The sequence below is a fragment of the Paenibacillus sp. FW126-R14 genome (genome assembly GCF_058789495.1).
In genome coordinates this window covers 80,886-99,724 of the sequence record NZ_JBYTBS010000019.1, presented here as the reverse complement: position 1 = coordinate 99,724, position 18,839 = coordinate 80,886, and the positions used below count along the sequence as shown (strand labels likewise).

The 18,839-nt window shown below is 48.9% G+C and carries 9 protein-coding genes; 7 read left to right on the top strand and 2 right to left on the bottom strand.

The window, feature by feature from the left end; translation table 11 throughout:
• The first annotated feature begins 315 nt into the window (after positions 1-315).
• The 6 genes from AC3WRW_RS14540 (at position 316) to AC3WRW_RS14515 (ending at position 15,454) form a co-directional block, all read left to right on the top strand.
• A complete protein-coding gene (locus tag AC3WRW_RS14540; protein ID WP_492547025.1) occupies positions 316-5,499 on the top strand; it encodes an Ig-like domain-containing protein in 5,184 nt (1,727 codons plus the stop codon).
• A 78-nt stretch (positions 5,500-5,577) separates the two neighbouring features.
• Positions 5,578-11,310 (top strand): beta-galactosidase, encoded by a 5,733-nt coding sequence (locus AC3WRW_RS14535; RefSeq protein WP_492547024.1) that lies wholly within the window; start codon positions 5,578-5,580, stop codon positions 11,308-11,310.
• A gap of 193 nt (positions 11,311-11,503) precedes the next feature.
• Complete coding sequence (locus AC3WRW_RS14530; RefSeq protein ID WP_492547023.1) at positions 11,504-12,709, top strand: multidrug effflux MFS transporter; 1,206 nt, start codon at positions 11,504-11,506, stop codon at positions 12,707-12,709.
• 103 nt (positions 12,710-12,812) lie between these two features.
• A complete protein-coding gene (locus AC3WRW_RS14525) occupies positions 12,813-13,160 on the top strand; it encodes an MmcQ/YjbR family DNA-binding protein (protein WP_492547022.1) in 348 nt (115 codons plus the stop codon).
• On the top strand, positions 13,157-14,788 hold the full coding sequence (locus AC3WRW_RS14520) for a hypothetical protein (protein WP_492547021.1): 1,632 nt from the start codon (positions 13,157-13,159) through the stop codon (positions 14,786-14,788). Before AC3WRW_RS14525 ends, AC3WRW_RS14520 begins: the two co-directional genes overlap by 4 nt.
• 3 nt (positions 14,789-14,791) lie before the next feature.
• The gene (locus tag AC3WRW_RS14515; protein ID WP_492547020.1) at positions 14,792-15,454 is read left to right on the top strand and encodes a P-loop nucleotide/nucleoside kinase family protein; all 663 of its coding nucleotides are present in this window, start codon (positions 14,792-14,794) and stop codon (positions 15,452-15,454) included.
• 20 nt (positions 15,455-15,474) lie between these two features.
• On the opposite strand, the gene AC3WRW_RS14510 is transcribed toward AC3WRW_RS14515, so the two are convergent.
• The gene (locus AC3WRW_RS14510) at positions 15,475-16,041 is read right to left on the bottom strand and encodes a phospholipase D-like domain-containing protein (protein ID WP_492547019.1); all 567 of its coding nucleotides are present in this window, start codon (positions 16,039-16,041) and stop codon (positions 15,475-15,477) included.
• 189 nt (positions 16,042-16,230) lie between these two features.
• Positions 16,231-16,821, bottom strand: coding sequence for a TetR/AcrR family transcriptional regulator (locus AC3WRW_RS14505; RefSeq protein ID WP_492547018.1), 591 nt, complete (start codon positions 16,819-16,821; stop codon positions 16,231-16,233).
• A gap of 226 nt (positions 16,822-17,047) precedes the next feature.
• On the opposite strand from AC3WRW_RS14505, the gene AC3WRW_RS14500 reads away from it, so the two are divergent.
• Positions 17,048-18,538, top strand: a complete 1,491-nt coding sequence (locus tag AC3WRW_RS14500; protein WP_492547017.1) for a DHA2 family efflux MFS transporter permease subunit — start codon at positions 17,048-17,050, stop codon at positions 18,536-18,538.
• Positions 18,539-18,839 lie beyond the last annotated feature (301 nt).

Sequence of the window (18,839 nt, the reverse complement as noted above, 5' to 3'; positions counted from 1 at the left end):
AGATGATAATCAATGATAATATATAATGTAGTATGCAAAGTTATTTACTGTTGGAAACAATGATACGTTTTGTATCTCTTCGAGAAGGAGGCGGATATATCATTCAACCATGTACCGGAACCAGAGACGGTTGCTTTAGAAGCAAACCAAAATAGATGCGAAATGTATCATGAAGTCGCCATGTAGGGATGATCTATCGGGTGGTCTTATCATAATTCGTTAACTTGCCAAAATTGTAAGCGCTTACCACTCTTTGTGAAACGATTTTATGCTTCGTAAAAGATACAACTTGTTTAAAGGGAGGATTAGGAAGAAATGAAATTTTCGTGGAAATTTATAGGCCTACTTATGGCCGTAGTTATGTTGAGTCCATTGTCCTTGAACAATGTCGCATTCGGTGCGCCACTTGTTCCCCGTGCAAATGCCGCCACAGTAGCAAACGACGGAACCCGCAGCATTGACTTTAACAATGATTGGCAGTTCTATCTGGCAACAAGTACCCCAACCGTTAATACGGGCGGAGTGAAAAACGGATTGCAAGACCCGGCGGGGTCGCCTGCTACGGCGGACATTATTAATCCCGCTTTCGACGCCAGTTCATGGAGAACCGTTAATGTCCCTCACGACTGGAGCATTGAAGGACAGAAAGTTTCCTCAGGCAGCAACGCTCAGGGTTACCTGCAGGGCGGTTTGGGGTGGTATCGTAAAAGCTTTGTTTTGCCGGAGACCATGAGCGAAAAGAAAATTGCCGTTGACTTTGAAGGCGTTTACACTGACTCGATCGTGTACGTTAACGGCACTTTGATCGGTGAGTACCCAAGCGGCTATACGGGATTCTCCTATGACATTACTCCGTATCTCACCTATGGTGACGATAGTCCCAACGTTATCGTCGTTAAGGTACAGAATATGTCCCCTTCAGGACGCTGGTATACAGGTTCCGGTATTACAAGACCGGTACACTTGGTTGTGACTGACAAGACCCGTTTTCTACGAAATGGCATTACGTATACATCTCCTGATCTGGAATCGGCCTATAAGGCGGATCACAGCGCCAATTTGGTTGTGAGTGCCGATCTCTATTCTGAAGCTTCCAACGGTGTTGCTCAGATTCGGACCTCTGTCCTGGATGCTAACGGGAATGTCGTATCGACTAACACAAGCGATCCTGTTGATTATAATCCTTCAACAAAGCTCACTTTGATCGATAGCTTGCAGGTGCCTAACGTCCGCTTGTGGTCTACCAACGATCCGTATCTCTACACGATTCGTACGGAACTGATCACGGAAATCAATGGCGGCACAGGTCCTCGGGTTGTAGATACGCTGGATACATCTTACGGCTTCCGATGGATTAAGATGGCGCACGTTGATACCACCAATGCCGATACGATTGCTAATTCCGGCGGCTTTTATCTCAATGGCGTGTATACCAAACTTCAAGGCGTCGACCTGCATCATGATGATGGTTCGCTGGGTGCCGCAGACAACCTCGATGCCGCCATGCGTAAATTCAAAATCTTGAAGGATATGGGTGTCAATGCTTACCGCACATCCCACAATCCTCCAAGCAAACAGGTCATCACAGCCTGTGAACGCCTCGGTATCGTTGTTATGGAAGAGGCTTTCGATGGATGGGGTTCCGCCAAAGCGACTTATGATTTCGGAAACTGGTTCTTGACGAATGTCCCAGACGGATGGAAAGGGGCAACCCTTGCTCCGGTTTCTGCAACCTCAGGCGCTCAATACATGTGGAGCGATTGGGTTATTCAAGAAATGGTTAGTCGTGATAAAAACTCGCCAGCCATCATTATGTGGTCCATAGGCAACGAGGTACGCGGAGTAGGCACTAAGCCTGCGTGGATGAACACTCAAACGATGTATGGCGTAAGTGCATTTAACGAGTACAGTGAATCCATTCGTTTGATGCGCGATGTTCAAGCCGTGGATCCTACTAGACCCATTGTTATGGGTGGCGATCAAGAGCGGACGCCGCCGTCAACCACCTCAAGTCCTTGGGGGCTTATCAACAATACGCTAAACGGTTATGGCCTTAACTACAACACAGCTCAATCCGTCGACGTTCTCATGACCCGATTCCCGAACACGTCCTTCTTTGAGTCCGAATCTTCCTCTCAAACGAGCGCGCGCGGGGTTTATCAGGATCCGAGCTTGGTGAATACCGGAGTGAATCAGACGCCAGGTTCTCGCGGGACATCGTCCTACGACAATAACTTCGCCTCCTGGACGATGGGGAACGAGTACGGTCTTAAAAAAGACCGTGACCGCAAGGCATTTATCGGACAATTCATCTGGTCCGGGTTTGACTATATCGGTGAACCTACGCCATACAACATTTATCCGGTAGGCGTATCTTCTTTCGGCGCTATCGATACCGCAGGCTTCCCTAAAGATTCCTTCTATCTCTTTAAGAGCCAGTGGAATCAGCAGCCTATGGCGCATATTCTTCCGATGAACTGGACGAATTGGCGTCCCGGAGAGACGGTCGAAGTGTGGGTCAACACGAACCAGCAAAGTGCGGAGCTTTTCTTAAACGGTGTTTCTCTCGGCCGCAAAAGCTTCGACATCAAGACAACGAATTACGGGAAACAATACTATGAAACAACGGAAGCAACCCAAGATGACAAGCTTAACACAAGCAGCACAAACACAGGCGGTTACCTAAGCCCTAACGGCAGCAGCGGCAAACTGCACTTAACATGGAAAGTACCGTTTACGCCGGGTACGCTGGAAGTTAAGACTTATGCCGATACGACCAGCAATGCAGTTACAGCGACGGATATTGTCAAAACGGCCGGCCAACCTTACACGGTTAGTATGACTCCTGACAAAAAGGTCATTACGGCTGACGGCAGAAGCCTTTCCTACATTGAGGCTGATATTGTCGACAAGGATGGCAATGTCGTGCCGGATGCCGGCAATTTAGTTAAGTTTGATGTAACAGGCGGCGCTATCGTCGGGGTGGACAATGGCAAGCAGGAGAGCAGCGAGCTCTACAAGTGGGGGAATGTTGAGCGCAATTCGCACTCCGAACGCAGCGCATACAATGGCAAGGTGCTGGTTATTGTTCAGTCCAACAAAGGCCAAACGGGTCCGATCACGGTCAAAGCCTCATTTGACGGCTCGTTGCCAGCACAGGCTACTGTCTTTGCTCAAGCGGCAAACGCGACAGGCAACACCGGCATTTTACCGGTCAATGTTAGCGTGATGAAGGGCAGTGCGGTTAGCCTGCCGCCCATCGTGACAGTTGTTCATGCGGACGGTACGACTTCTCAGTCATCTGTCAATTGGACGAATGTTCCATCCACGAACGTAGTGGGAGCGTTCACGGCCACTGCGCAAGCAGAAGGTCTCCAAGCCGTTGCGAATGTGAATGTATATGATTTTGCTAATGCTTCCGTTAACCTTTCTGTGGCAAAAGGAGACATCCCGGTTTTGCCGGCGTATGTAAAAGTCAATTATACGAACGGTCTCAGCGTAAGCATGCCGGTAGTTTGGCCTAGTCTTACACAAAGTCAAGTTCAGGCCGGCGGTGTCATAACGGTCGAAGGACAAATCGCCGGTCTAACTCAAAAAGCAGTCGCAACAATTAATGTTTCGAATAGCTTTACGCCAAACGTTAATCTTGCTGCCAGCGCAGCAGGTACAGGGTCCCAAGATACCGTTTCGGCAACCGGTCCCGTAGCAACGGCAACGTTCACAAACGGATCCTCATACCCGAATTTAATGTTGGATGGCATTAAGACGAGCGGAGGGTGGACGAACAAATACAGCATAGCTGCAACGGCAAACTTGCCGGCAGTCAACAATACTCGTCCGTATGAATTTGTGCAGGTGAATTGGCCGCAATTTAATACCTTTAGTTCCGTTAAGCTGTACTTTACAACGGGTGGCACTGCACCAACAACCAATCTGCCGAAAACGCTGGATGTTCAGTATTGGGATGGTTTGCAGTGGGTTTCTGCAGGGAACCAAAATACGGTTTGGGCAACTGCCTCCAACCAAGCAAGTACAGTAACTTTTGACATGGTCACCACGACAAAAATTCGAATCGGTATGGAGAACGCAACCCCGTACTCAACCGCTGCCGGCGCTATGGCGATCACAGAGCTTGAAGTCTACGGCAACCAGCCAAAAGACCTGAAGATCACGAGTATTCAACCGGTTAGTGTGACAACACAAGCAGGGGTAGCACCTGTATTACCGACAGTCGTTCAAGCTGTGTATGAAGATGAATCGACTGCACAGACAGCTGTAACATGGGATAGCATCAATCCGGCTTCCTATGCACAAGTAGGAACCTTTGAAGTACAAGGAACAGTGAATGGTACTACCATCAAAGCCAAGGCGAGTGTAACGGTAACTTTGCCAAGTGCGGCGGGCATAGCTGCGGGAATAACCCAGATAGCGGCTCCGGTGAAAGATGCGACAAGTCTGACGCTGCCGGCTGTACCGGACGGATTTACGATAACGATCAAAAGCTCGGATAACACGTCGGTCATTCAAGTCGACGGAACGGTTATCCCGCAAAGTGCAGATACGACGGTGAATCTTGTCCTGGAAGTGACCCGTACATCGGATGGTACGAAAGCGGCAACGGGCAGCCTGCCTGTCATTGTTCCGGCGAAAACGGTCGTCGCATTGCCTGCGGCAACATTAACTGAAACGGGTGTCGTATATCCGGGCCAATCGTTTGATCTTACGTATGGCTTAAGCAATCTGGGTTCGATCGCAAACGGAGGCATCTATGCGGAAGAATTGACGGTCAATTACGATCCGGCTCAATTGCAGCTAAGTGCGGTAGTTCCGCTGAGCGACGGTATTTTTGTAAGTCAGGCAGGAACGCCTGGACACATTCGAATCATCTCGGCAAGTCAAGGGGCCGCTCATGCCATTACGGGCAACAACAGCGCAGCAATCTTGAAGCTGAGCTTCCAGGCGAATCCTTCGGCACAGTCGACGACCAGCACCGTAACCTTGTCTGGCGTGGTTGTCTCCGATAGCCATGGCGTAGAAACGAAGATACAAGGCGCATCCAGCAGCGTACAAATTACTATTGTGGATAAAACAGCGTTGAACGCGCTGATTGCAACCGTACAAGCGAAGTACGATGCGGCTGCAGAAGGAAGCAGCCCGGGCCAATATCCAGTTGGATCGAAAGCGGCTCTGCAAGCGGCGATCGCTGCTGCGCAAACCGTAGCTAACAACTCGGCAGCGACACCGGATCAAGCAGCTCAAGCGGTGATTGATTTGAACGCAGCGCTGCAGTCCTTCCTTGCATCGATCAATGTGGCGATTCCAGGAGATCTGAATGGCGACGGCAAATTCAGCATCGGGGACTTGGCTATTGTGGCTAGTCACTACGGAGAAACAACGAGCAGTCCAAACTGGCTGGCGAGCGCGGATATGAATAACGATGGCGTAATTGATATTATCGATCTTGCTTTCGTGGCCCAACGCATCATTTCGCAACCGTAATCGTTCTGTAAAAAGATGGGGAGGGCATTCATGCCTTCCTCTCATTCTTCAAACTCAAAATTAGAGCGGAGGAAGAACGTGAATATTTTAAAGGAAAATGTCAAAAAAGCAAGTATTCACCTTATGAGCATGAGCCTGTTGCTCTCGTTGGTGGCGGCACCGGCCGTATCGTATGCCGATACACAACCAGCTGCCCTAGAGCAGAATCAAGGGACATTTACCCTGCCTCCTTCGCAAGCGTTAACCGGGTCGCATACCGTTTCCTTCGATCATTATTCGCTTATGATCGACGGCAAGCGAACGTTCATCTATTCCGGTGAGTTTGACTACTGGCGTCTTCCAAGCCAATCCGAATGGCTCGATGTGCTGCAAAAGATGAAGTCCGCCGGATTCAACGCGGTTTCCATTTATTTCAACTGGAATTACCATTCCCCGGCAGCTGGTCAGTATGATTTCACAGGCGTTCGTGATGTGGATAAACTTCTTACCATGGCCCAGCAAGCCGGGATTTATGTCATCGCAAGACCCGGGCCATACATCAATGCCGAAACCGACGGCGGGGGATTCCCAGGTTGGCTCATGACGCAGTCCGGCCGTGCCCGCTCGTCTGCAGCCGATTACACGAAGGCCTATCAAGAATGGATGACCAATATTGATGCGATCATTGCCAAACACCAGATTACAAATGGCGGAAGCGTCATTTTGTATGAAGTGGAGAACGAGTATACGGGTTCAGATGCAACCTATATGCAGCAGCTGGCGGATAAAGCTCGCAAAGATGGAATCAATGTCCCTTTGTTCCACAACGACAAGAGCGGTCCAAGAGGAACCTGGGCGAGCGGAGTGGGCGCGCCGGATATGTATGCTTTTGATAGTTATCCAAGCCTTGGCGGTCTTCCAACCTATTATGGAGATTCTCATACGTTCGCTCCGAATAATCCGGTGTTTGTCGCTGAACTCGGCGGCGGTTGGTTTGATCCATGGGGGGGAAAAGGGTATCCTGCACTGGCGCAAACGTACAACGCCAATTATGAGAACGTTATTTACAACCATGTAGTGTCACAAGGCGCTACAATGATGAGCATTTATATGACATACGGCGGAACGAACTGGGGATATCTTCCGTTCCCTGGCGTGTATTCATCTTATGATTACACGGCTGCGATTAGCGAAAGCCGTCAAATTGGGGCAAAATACAACGCGGAGAAGCTTCTTGCCACGATGTATCAAACGCTTGCGCCACTCACAAAAACCGATTCTCTCAGCACAGCTGTTCCAAGCAATGTAAATCTTACGGTGAACGCCTTGAAAAATCCGGATACGGGAACGCAGTTTTACGTGCTGCGTCATAGCAATGCTGCATCGACAACGAAAGATACAACGAGCCTCAGCATTACCACTGCGGATGGTTCCTATACGATTCCGAAGAAAAGCGGCACTTCCATTGAGATCAACGGGCAGGAGTCCAAATTCCTCGTTGCCAATTACGCGCTGGGCTCGGAGCATTTGGTCTATTCGACATCGAATTTATTTACGCATGTGACGCAAGGTAACCGGGATACCGCTCTGTTCTACGGCGGGCAAGGGTCAGATGGCGAAACGGTTTTACGGTACGGGGCTCAACCGACAGTCACTGTTTTATCCGGGAACGCAACATCGACCTATGATCCGACAAGCGGCGATTTGCGTCTCAACTATACACATGACGGAAGCGTGTCGAAGGTACTCATCGAGCAAGGCGGCAAAGAGCTGCTGCTGCTTCTAACGACCGATATAACAGCGCGAACGTTCTGGCGTGGCGATACGGGGAACGGGGCCGTACTCGTACAAGGACCTTATTTGCTGCGCACCGCATCGACCGATGCAAATGGCAATCTAGCCCTTCAAGGCGACAGTGAAAAGGCGGGTTCGGTTGAAGTGTTCGGTGCGGCAACCGGCCAAATCACATGGAACGGCGTTGCCATGGAAACGGCGCCAACACAATCCGGATCCTATGTCTTTTCTCTGTCTGATCCAGCGCCGGTTACGATTCCGCAGCTTTCCAATTGGAAGTTTTCCTATGAAACACATCAGGCAAACCCCAACTTTGATGATTCCGCTTGGATCAGTGCGAACCGCACTACAACGAACAATCCGACCAAACCTGCGACCCCAACGGTTTTGTATGCGGATGATTACGGATTCCATCACGGTATGGTCTGGTATCGCGGTCACTTTACAGCAAGCGGAAATGAAACGGGAATTACGCTCGATGGGGAAGGCGGAGACAACGGTGCCTATGCGGTATGGTTGAACGGTTCGTATCTCGGATCTTCCTTGAGCGGTACCAAGGTTTTCTCATTTCCTTCCAACATTTTGAACAAAGACGGCGACAATGTGGTAGCGGTCATGGTGCAAAATATGGGACATGACGAAGACGGAGGCTCCAACGATTCTCAGAAAAATCCTCGAGGTCTTGCTCAAGCTGCATTGCAAGGCTCATCCACATCCATTGCTTGGAAGATTCAAGGCAATCAAGGCGGGGAAACGCTTAGCGATCCAACTCGGGGCGTGATCAACGCAGGCGGCTTATTTGGAGAAAACAACGGATGGGCGCTGCCTGGTTTCCCAAATCAGTCTTGGAGCGACGTAAGTCTTCCGGACAATTGGTCGCAGCGCGGACTTCCAGAAGGCGTTGCTTGGTATCGGACATCTTTCAACTTGAACTTCCCTGCGATGAGCGATGTGCCGCTGGGATTAAACATTAGCGATTCCGCAACCAAGAACTATCGTTCATACATCTACATCAACGGATGGCTTGTCGGCCAATATATTAACAACTTAGGACCACAACATCTCTTTTCCCTGCCGCCAGGCGTATTAAATCCAAATGGCAGCAACGACGTGGCGATTATGGTTTGGGCGCTCGACGGAACATCGACAGGACTCGGGCAAGTAAGTCTCCAAGGGCTTGGGAATTATGCAGGCGGCGTCCCTGTACAAGTCAATAGCAGTCCGGACTACGCTGCTCTATTTCCCGGCGGATCCGCTGCGGTTACCGACAACGCAGTTTTATCATTGTCTTCTCCTTCTACAACCATTGCAGGAGGGCAAACACAAACGATCACAGGAGTTCTTACCAACAATGGAACCAGAGCTATTCAAGTAAACGGCGTGAATTTGAATGTTCCGATCGATTGGACGGTTACGTTAACGAGCGGCAGCACGAGCGGAAGCCTTCCACCGGGGAAATCGCAAAAGGTGGTGTGGAATGTCACACCTCCAAGTTACTATCCGGGGTATCTCGTGCAGTTGAGCGCAAACGCGGCATATACCGATACAAAAATGGATAAAACAAGTGCAATGCTGCCGATAGGAACGTCATCGATTTCCTCAACAGCTGTTTCCGGCATTACGCTTGATAAGTCAATTTTGCATCTCGTTCCGGGTACGACAATGCCATTGATTGCGGTCATTACGCCTTCGGATGCGTATAACAAAGCGGTTAGATGGAGTTCATCCGATCCGACTGTTGCAACTGTAGACCAGAACGGAAACGTAACCGGCATTGCCCTTGGAAATGCTGTAATAACCGCAAAAACAGAGGACGGCGGATATTCAAAATCAGCCGACATTACCGTACAAGCGGGTAAAACGGCCGTTACGGGTGTAACTGTCAATAAGACCTTGCACTATTTTGTTTCGGATTATTTCTCAGCAACGAACCCGTCTGCCAATGCACCGAAAACGCAGTTGATTGCAAGCATCGGGCCGGATGATGCGACAGATACGCGCGTCACTTGGGCATCCGACAATCCGACCGTCGCAGCAGTCGATATATTTGGCGTGGTAACAGGGCTTAAAGAAGGCAAAGCCCGCATCAGTGCCACCACGGCAGATGGCGGATACACCACGACGACGGCCGTGTATGTTCCGACGGTAAGCGAAAGTTTTGAAAATCAACTATCAGGTTCCAGTTGGAATATCACCAAGGGCAGCACGGCCGGGGCCATTTCCGCAGCAGTCGGTCCTGCTTCCGGCGTGACAGGTCAGGTGCTCAACTTCACTGCGGGAGGAACCGGTGCGCGCAGTGCTTACAAAACATTTGCTACACCGATTGCAAACAACAAATTAGAGCTTATGCTAGATTGGAATGTAGGAGCTCCAAGCGGCGGCACGGGACAACTTCGCATTCAAGACAGTTCCCATAACACGTATGTTGCGATCGGGGTCCCGGCAGGTGCAACAAGCAGGCTTGTCTACACAACAAATCCTACTATCCTTGCTGCGGGTGATGCTCTTACGACATCGAATGCAACACAACTCCCGGTTAGCGGGTTTAATACGGCCAATGCGACATACCGTGTAGATGCCGTTCTCGACATGACAGCTAAACAAGTAAGCTTCACCATTACCAACGCAGCCGATGCGAAGCAAACGGCGACGGTCACCGTTCCATATGCATCCGGCGTCAATTTCACGAATAATTTTGGTGGATTTGAATTATACGCAACACGAAATTCCGGCGCGACAATGGCATGGAACACGTGGATCGACAATTTCAATGTCTATAAATTGTCGTTAGTCAATAAAACGGCGCTAAATGCCCTGATTGCAACAGCACAGTCCTTGAATAGCGCTAGTTACACACCGGCATCGTGGACTCTCCTGCAAAGCGCCTTGACGAATGCCGTCAACGTGAATAAGAACGCCAATGCGACACAAGATCAGGTTGACGCAGCAGTAACCGCTCTACAGACGGCTGTAACAGGGCTGCAAGTATTGGCGGGAGCGACTTTAACAGGCAGCGGAACAGCAAACTCCGGACAGCCGGTTACGCTGACTTACGGCCTGGCAGGAGTTACGCAAAATACGTTTGCGCAGGATATTACGTTTACCTACGATCCGCAGCAATTGGATTTTGTTTCTGCGGATTCGTTGAACAATCATTTTATTATTGTCGATAAAGCAGCCACGCCGGGTCAGGTTCGTCTGATTGCAGCGAGTGTGGGGACAGACCACCAGTCGAATGGAAATTGGCTGACCCTGACGTTCCGTGCCAAATCGACGCAATCGACGACCACATCGATAACAGTGTCAAATGTGGTTATCGCGGACGATGCGGGCGCAGAAACAACAGTGAACGGCACATCGTATAGCGTGCAAATTACGGCTATCGACAAGACGGCGCTCAGCGCACTGATTACGAGCGCGCAAAGCCAGCACGATGCGGCAGTGGAAGGTATGGCTGCAGGACAATACCCTGCTGGCTCGAAAGCAGCGCTTCAAAGCGCGATTGACAGCGCTAAGGCTGTACTGGCCAATGCAGCAGCTACGCAAGCTGATGTTACGCAGGCGGTAAGCAGCTTGTCTGCGGCACTGCAAACATTCGCGAACTCGGTTGTTGTCGTAGACACGACGGCGCTTCGCGCATTGATTGCCGATGCCCAAGGCCAGCACGATGCAGCTGTGGAAGGAACGGCAGTCGGACAGCATGTTGCCGGCTCGAAGGCGATACTGCAAACCGCTATTAACAGCGCGCAAGCGGTGTTAACTAACGCGGCAGCGACGCAAGCTGATGTTGCGCAAGCGGTAAGCAGCTTGACTGCGGCGTTGAATACGTTCAAAGCTTCGGTGGTTCAACGTATGCCAGGCGATATAAACGGAGACAACACAATCAGCATCGGCGATTTGGCGCTCGTGGCTGCGGCTTACGGTAAGACTTCTGCGGATCCGGATTGGGATCAATACAAAGTTGCGGATATTAATGGCGACGGCGTAGTTGACATCCTTGACCTAGCCGCTGTTGCAAAAATGATTTTTGAGCAATAATGTTCATAGACCGGGACTCTCTGTATAAGAGGGTTCCGGTTTGTTTTAGGTTTGTGGGGGAGCTGCCTCGGGACTGCCCGGATGAAACTGACGGTTTATTTTAAAGTGTTGTCGAAATGAGTACAGTTATGATAGGATGAAAAACAGGCACGCTGCTTCGATATGGAATGAAGAACAGGAGATTCTTTTTATTATGACTAACAGGAACAATCAGCAAGTGATTAGATTAGCTTTGCTGCTCGGTTTATTTTCGACACTGGGGCCTTTTACGATCGATATGTATTTACCGGCGTTTCCGGAGATTGTGAAGCAATTCAATACGACAGCTTCGCTTGTGCAGCTCAGCTTGACCGCTTGTTTGCTCGGACTCGGTATCGGCCAGGTCGTCATGGGTTCGCTGAGCGACGTCTACGGCAGACGCAATCCGCTGCTTATCTCCATGGCCGTTTATGTCGTCGCCTCGCTTGCTTGCGCATTTTCGCCGCATATCGGACTGTTGATCGGCTTCCGGTTCGTGCAGGGGTTTGCCGCTTCGGCAGGCATTGTCATTTCCCGTGCGATCGCACGCGACCTGTACAGCGGTCACGAGCTCACCAAATTTTTCTCGCTGCTTTTGCTCGTCGGTAATTTGGGACCGCTCGTGGCACCGGTAACCGGGAGCGGGATTCTTTCTTTCACGACTTGGATCGGCGTATTCATCGCGCTGGCGCTGCTGGGCATGTACCTGCTGACGATGACAAAATGGAAGCTGCAGGAGACGCTGCCATCCGATCGCCGCAGGCCCAGCAATTTCAAGGAGCAGCTGCGGAATTACGGATTGCTTTTGCGAGATCGCCAGTTTGTCGGCTACATGCTGGCACAGGGCATTATGATCGCGGGGGTCTTCGCGTATGTTTCGGGAACGCCGTTTATTTATCAAAATATTTACGGGGCTTCGCCGACCTTGTTCGCTCTTTTGTTCGGATCGAACGGCATCAGCCTGATTATCGGCTCCCAACTGGTTGGCCGGATGGCGCATCGCGTGTCCGAACACGCTTTTCTATTGTTTGGCTTAGCTCTCGCCAGTTTGGCAAGTATCGTAGTCTTAGTGGTGGCTATCGTCCACGGACCGCTTTTCGCATTGGTGATTCCGCTGTTTTTCTTCGTAGGGGCAATCGGCATCACGTCAACGGCTGCATTCCCGCTTGCCATGGAGAGCCAAGCTCATATGGCGGGCAGCGCCGCTGCGCTGCTTGGCGTCATTCCCTTCTTGCTCGGAGCGGTCGTCTCTCCGCTAGTCGGCATCGCAGGTGAAGAGACTGCCGTTCCGCTGGGTGTCATTATTTTATTGACGAGCGCCGCAGCGATGTTGGCTTACTTTTTTCTGGTAAGAAGAAGCACGCGCGGAGGCCTAAGTTAGTCGTATATGTTGAATGGAAAACCAGTCTGGCACTGTAACTTAGTGTCGGGCTGGTTTTGTTTGTCATGCTGGGTTATTGTTATTGAAAAGGAGATGAGCTGCTATGAACAATCATATCATCGCATATTGTTTGAACAAAAAAGGAGCGATTAAGGACTATCCCTTCGGCCCGAATCCGATGGTGATCAAGGTTGCAGGCAAGATGTTCGCGCTTATTTTTGAGAGCGAAGGAAACGATGCTTATATGAACTTAAAATGTGACCCGGTGATTGCGGAAAATTTGCGAGAGCAGCATGAGAGCGTTCGACCAGGGTATCACATGAACAAAGAACATTGGAATTCGATTGCGCTGGATGATTCCTTGCCAGAGTCGGATGTCTTCCAAATGATTGACCATTCTTACGATCTGGTCGTCAAAAAGCTTCCCAAGCGACTCCGGGAAACGATATGAAAAATAAGTTGCGGTGGAAGCTGTATACATATGCGCCGTTTCTAGCGGCTTTACTAGTCATTGGTATGATTCATACACTTATGCTGGCTAATGAAGAAGCGAAGCCTTACCCGGAACCCTTCGGTCGAGCTACAGAATTACCGCAGTTGGCGACTAGCGGGGAGTCGGTGCAACTGGTCGGCGAGAGTTCTTTTTCCTACAGATCAGGCCAAGCACTCCAATATGTAAGGATTGATGAAGCGGGACAGAGCAGCTCAGAAACGCGGCCTCTGCCGGATCCGGGGCTCATTTATTCTTATAGGCTTATCCAAGAGGATGGTGCGGTCTGGATCGGAACAGACAAGAAGCTGTATGCGAGTGAGTGGACGAATGGTTCATGGTCACCAAAGAAGCTGCTGATCGAAAACGACATTACCGATGTTCAAACGGTGAATGGTTCAAACGGCAAAAGAGTGCTGCTCGCCTATAATGAGGGGGAGCTGTACGTAGGAGCTTATCACGCGCAGGAAAGTATAAGGTGGTCAAAGCTTGAAATCGGCGGGATCAAACAGATTCAAGGCGTAATGGATTCAAATGGAAGCCTTTCCCTCGTCTATGCGATGAGCGGCGAAGGAAACGTGGCCCTTCATTTTGCGAAGCTGGAGCCTGAATCATGGAAGCCCGTCGTACGGAGCAAGCTGAAGGATTTGAATCTTGTAACTAGTACGCTGGACGATGTGGCACTAGGTCTAGATGGCGCAACGCTTATCGCAATATATACCACAAGCTCGCCTAAAACGGGCAAAAGTTCATTGTATAGCTTAACCTTCCCAGTGAATCATCCGGAAGAGGCGCAGGATGAGCTGCTTAACATTCCCGTATCGGCGGGGATCGATTCCGATACGATTCTGCATCCTGCTTTTACCCGTTCAACCTCCGGCGAGGTTTCGCTTGTGGTATCGTCGGTTTACGAGAAAAATCGCCGCCTCACGAGTCAAGAGGTTTACAAGCTGGCTTTTAAGGACGGAAAAATGGTTTCTTCCGCAAGGATCAGTCAATTCGGAGGATTCGCGGAGTATCCGGTCCTAGTCTCGGACAACGGGAATGCCCTGGTAATCTGGCTGGATCCCGTGAACACGGAATCGTTCCGAATTTTCTATGCCAGCGACCAACTGCCTTATCAGGAGAAGATGAACAAGTTGAGCGCCGATGACTTGCGAAAGGCGGCCGAAACCCTGCCGCTGCTGTGGGGAATCGGACTGCTTACTTCGCTGCTAGGCCTGAAGTGGATTGTTTTGCCTGGCATTTATCTACTCGCACTCAGTGCTTTATGGCAGTATCATTATGACGCGCACCCCCGGCTGCACTTCGGCCTTTCCCTTGGAATGTACATCGCAGTGAAAGCGTTATTGATCGGTGATTACCGGAAGGCAGCGGCGCTTCAAGTTATGCCGGATTTCTTGCAGCCTGTTTGGGCTTATTTAGTGCTGCTCATAGCTTTCGCTGTTCTTGCGTATGTATTTACTAGAATATGGAGGAATGGTTTAGACGATCGCAATGTCGGTCTGGAGATGTTCTATTTTGCATTACTCGATGGTTTCATCACGAATTTATGGTACTCGTATTTTATGTCCCCGGCCTCTTTATAACAAATGTCAGAAACCAAGGTGGAGATAAGGGAAATGTTTAATGTTTGTTTAAACTGTGGGGAATACAGAGTCGATAAGGCAGTTGAATCAAAGGGAAAGAAAACATTCGCCATATGTCCGGCATGCAATCATGCACATGAATTCCTGCAGCTTCCCCTGTTTATCGTTACTGGAGCAAGCGGCGCTGGGAAATCTACCGTTGCTGTTGAACTAAGTTCTTTAACAAAAGATTTTGTTGTAATGGAAACAGATATATTATGGGATCATCGCTTTCATTCGCCGGAGACGAATTACCGGGATTACAGAGAACTTTGGTTAAGGATGGCCAAAAATATTTCGCAAAGCGGAAAGCCGGTCGTATTATGTGGAACAGCCATGCCCGACCAGCTAGAGCCATGTCTGGAGAGGCGTTACTTTTCAGAATTGATCTATATCGCTTTAGTCTGTGACAACGATCAATTAAAGCAACGCCTGCAAAATAGACCTTCATGGAGAAATAGTTACTCTGACGAATTCATAAATGGAATGATGACGTACAACACATGGCTGAAAGAAAACAGTGATAAAAATTCACCCGTCATAAACTTAATAGATACAACAAATGCAAGTCCAAGTGATACGGCTCAGCAAATAATAACAATGATAAATGGTAAATATAATATGTAATTGTGTACGAGAGAGCCGCACTATTTAGCAATTTTTTTGTCAATCTTCTCGAAGCCTTTCGTATCCGCCCACATGCTTTCAAATTGCTCGGAGAAGGATTTTGCCGCGTCTTCATTATGTATGACCATTAGGACTTCATCATTCGTAGTGCTGGCTGCTTTCGAATAGTTGTAAGATCCGGTGGTAACAACCTGTTTATCTGCAATGGTGACCTTGAGGTGCATGAGCCCACTGTGTTTGTTGACTTTCATCGGAATCCCGGCGCTGCCGAGCAGCTTTAAAGCTTCTTCCTGCGTTTTGCCTGAGGCTTGAATTTTATCGGTGATGATTCGCACAGTCACGCCGCGCTTTTTCGCCTCTTTGATCGCGGCTACAATATCAGGATGCGTTAAACTGTAGATGGCGATATCCAATGTTGATTTTGAAGCGTTGATGACTTCGATCAAGGCTTTCTCAGGATGCTGATTTGCTTGGGTGAAGTAGTATTCGTCATTCTGCTGCTGCTTCGCTGCAGCAACAGGTGCTTCAGTTTGTTTAGATGAGACCGTCGTGGTTGAAGAAGAACTAGGGCTTGGTGTATCTGCCATCGTAGTTACTGCTGAGGAACACCCAGTTAGTGCTAGCACGCTAGCAAATGAAATGATTTTGATAAAATTGTGCATATCCCATATGACTCCCTTAAATGTTGTATACACAGTATTACACGAACATGCATTTGTATGCAAATGTAAAAAAGGCTCCGCCAGCCGGGAGCCATGAATGCGGGGTGAGTAGACTCACCCTTGCTTGTCGTGAGGTAATGATTGACGGATGCGAAGCAATTCTGCAAGCTGCGCAGCCAAAAAACTTGGCGTATAAGGCAAATCGTTGCGAAGCCAGCAAACAATCGTTCCAATGATGGCGGAGGAGCCATACCAGATCGCGATATCTTTTTGTACGTTCAAAGCGGTGGATTCCTCGAGCATGTTCATACGAATGGTGATGAAATCCGCAAACAATTTCATGAGTCGTTCCGTAAATACGGGTATGCGTTTGGAAGCGAGCAGAACCTTATAGAAATTCGAATTTTCCGCAATATGCTCAAGCATATTAACGATGATCTCCATGTTATATCCGGGGCCGAACGGAGCTTCCTTCAAGATGGCATGGATTTCGTTAATCATATCGTCAGCCAATTTATCGATCATATCCGGAATATCCCGATAATGAAGATAGAAGGTGACGCGGTTAATCGTCGCTCGCTCCGCGATGCGGTTCACGGTTATTTTCTCAAGCTCATGTTCATGAAGCAATTCAATAAAGGCATCTCGAATCAGTTGGCGCGTTCGAAGTACGCGAGGGTCTATCCGTTGTGTTTTTGTTGACATGAGCACTTACATCCTTTCTCTTTCATGCGCTATACGACAAATTTCGCAAGTTATGTGGATTATGTCGTAGATAGGCGACAATTCTCTTGACAATGTCATCTAATCAACATTTATGCAAAAGCTGTTGCTTGTGAACAGTAGGATTGATGACTATAATACTATTTACATCGAGTTAATTATACAACAAATTGTCAATTTGTAATTGAATTTGAAAGGAATAAGTGACATGAGCAAACTTGCAGCATTTGATAGCAGTTCTATTAAGAAAGGCCCACTGTTATTTGTAATGATTCTGGGGGCATTTATTGCCATCCTGAATCAGACGATTATGAGCGTCGCTTTGCCGGAACTTATGGTCGAATTTAATATTGCCGCTTCCACAGCGCAATGGCTGACCACTGGTTATATGTTGGTTAACGGAGTTTTAATTCCGATAACCGCGTTCCTCATGCAGCGATTTACGACGCGTGAGCTGTTCCAGGCATCCATGATTATTTTCCTTCTTGGAAGCATTATTTCTGCCGTAGCGCCCGGTTTTGAAGTGTTGTTGGCTGGCCGTCTGATTCAAGCAGCCGGTGCCGGGATTTTAATGCCACTTCTTATGAATGTCATTCTGACCATCTATCCGCCAGACAAGCGCGGAGCTGCCATGGGCATGGTTGGGTTGTCGATTATTTTTGCCCCAGCGGTCGGTCCGGCTATTGCCGGCTATATTTTGCAGCATTATTCATGGCGGACTCTTTTCTATGGCATCATTCCATTCGCTGTCATCGTTATTGTGGTTGCATTTATATATCTGAAAAATGTCTCCGAACGTACCTATCCCAAAATTGATACATGGGGTGCGGTTCTCTCAACCATCGGATTCGGTTTCCTACTTTACGGCTTTAGCAGCGCAGGCAGCAAGGGATGGTCAAGTGCGGAAGTTGTCCTGTCTATCGTTGTAGGCGTAGTGGCCTTAATATTGTTTACATGGCGGCAGCTGGTTATCGAAAACCCGCTTTTGGATCTTAGAGCTTTCAAACACAACATGTTTACCCTGACAACGTTAATCAACGTCGCGGTTACGATGGTTATGTATGCCGATATGATGCTGCTTCCGTTGTATTTGCAAAATGTTCGCGGATATACGGCGTTGGAGTCCGGGATTCTTATGCTTCCAGGCGCACTCCTAATGGGGCTCATGATGCCGGTGGCCGGCAAATTGTTCGATAAGTTCGGAGCGAAATGGCTATCCATTATCGGAATGGCAATTACCATTGTAACGACACTTGGTTTCATCAATTTAACGGATTCAACAAGTTACACTTATTTAGTACTAATGTCCACAGGACGACGCTTAGGGATGGCGCTTTTCTTAATGCCAATCACTACGGCGGGACTCAATCAATTGCCTGCAAGACTGAATGCGCATGGTACCGCTATTTCCAATACGATCAAGCAAGTGGCGGGCGGAGTAGGTACGGCCTTGCTTGTCACGGTGATGTCGACCAGAACCAAATCTCATCTCGTAGAGCTGATGACGGCAAACGCAACTGCGAATCCGTCCAAGGAACTTATTAAACAGGCTTCCATTCAAGGAATTAACGATTCTTATCTTGTCATTGTCGGCATCGGAGTTATCGGTTTGCTGCTTTCCTTCTTCATTAAACGTGTAGCTCAGGCGGAGGAAGAACCGGCAGTCGTGGCAGCCCCGAAACCCGTAAATGCAACTTAAAAATAACTTAAAAATAACAGATAGGCGTTAGACAGAGAGGGCTTCTCCATGATTGGGGAGAGGCTCTTTCTTAATATCTGAATAAAGGGGTTTCGATTTTTAATAGTATTTGCTATTTTATAGATAGGTACTACTCCAATGTCCTCCCATCATGTGCTTTTTTCAAATTTGCCCGCGCAATTGCTCCTTTCATTCATGATCTACATCAGAAACACTCACGTTGATTAGTCGCGAAATTATACCCTGCCCGTCGTACCGGTTCTCTACATAGAACTTTTCCCATATGATGGAATTAGACTCT

Coding starts and splice junctions, on each gene's coding strand:
- AC3WRW_RS14540 (WP_492547025.1), top strand. CDS start 316: ATGAAATTTTCGTGGAAATTTATAGGCCTACTTATGGCCGTAGTTATG.
- AC3WRW_RS14530 (WP_492547023.1), top strand. CDS start 11,504: ATGACTAACAGGAACAATCAGCAAGTGATTAGATTAGCTTTGCTGCTC.
- AC3WRW_RS14525 (WP_492547022.1), top strand. CDS start 12,813: ATGAACAATCATATCATCGCATATTGTTTGAACAAAAAAGGAGCGATT.
- AC3WRW_RS14520 (WP_492547021.1), top strand. CDS start 13,157: ATGAAAAATAAGTTGCGGTGGAAGCTGTATACATATGCGCCGTTTCTA.
- AC3WRW_RS14515 (WP_492547020.1), top strand. CDS start 14,792: ATGTCAGAAACCAAGGTGGAGATAAGGGAAATGTTTAATGTTTGTTTA.
- AC3WRW_RS14510 (WP_492547019.1), bottom strand. CDS start 16,041: ATGGCAGATACACCAAGCCCTAGTTCTTCTTCAACCACGACGGTCTCA.
- AC3WRW_RS14505 (WP_492547018.1), bottom strand. CDS start 16,821: ATGTCAACAAAAACACAACGGATAGACCCTCGCGTACTTCGAACGCGC.
- AC3WRW_RS14500 (WP_492547017.1), top strand. CDS start 17,048: ATGAGCAAACTTGCAGCATTTGATAGCAGTTCTATTAAGAAAGGCCCA.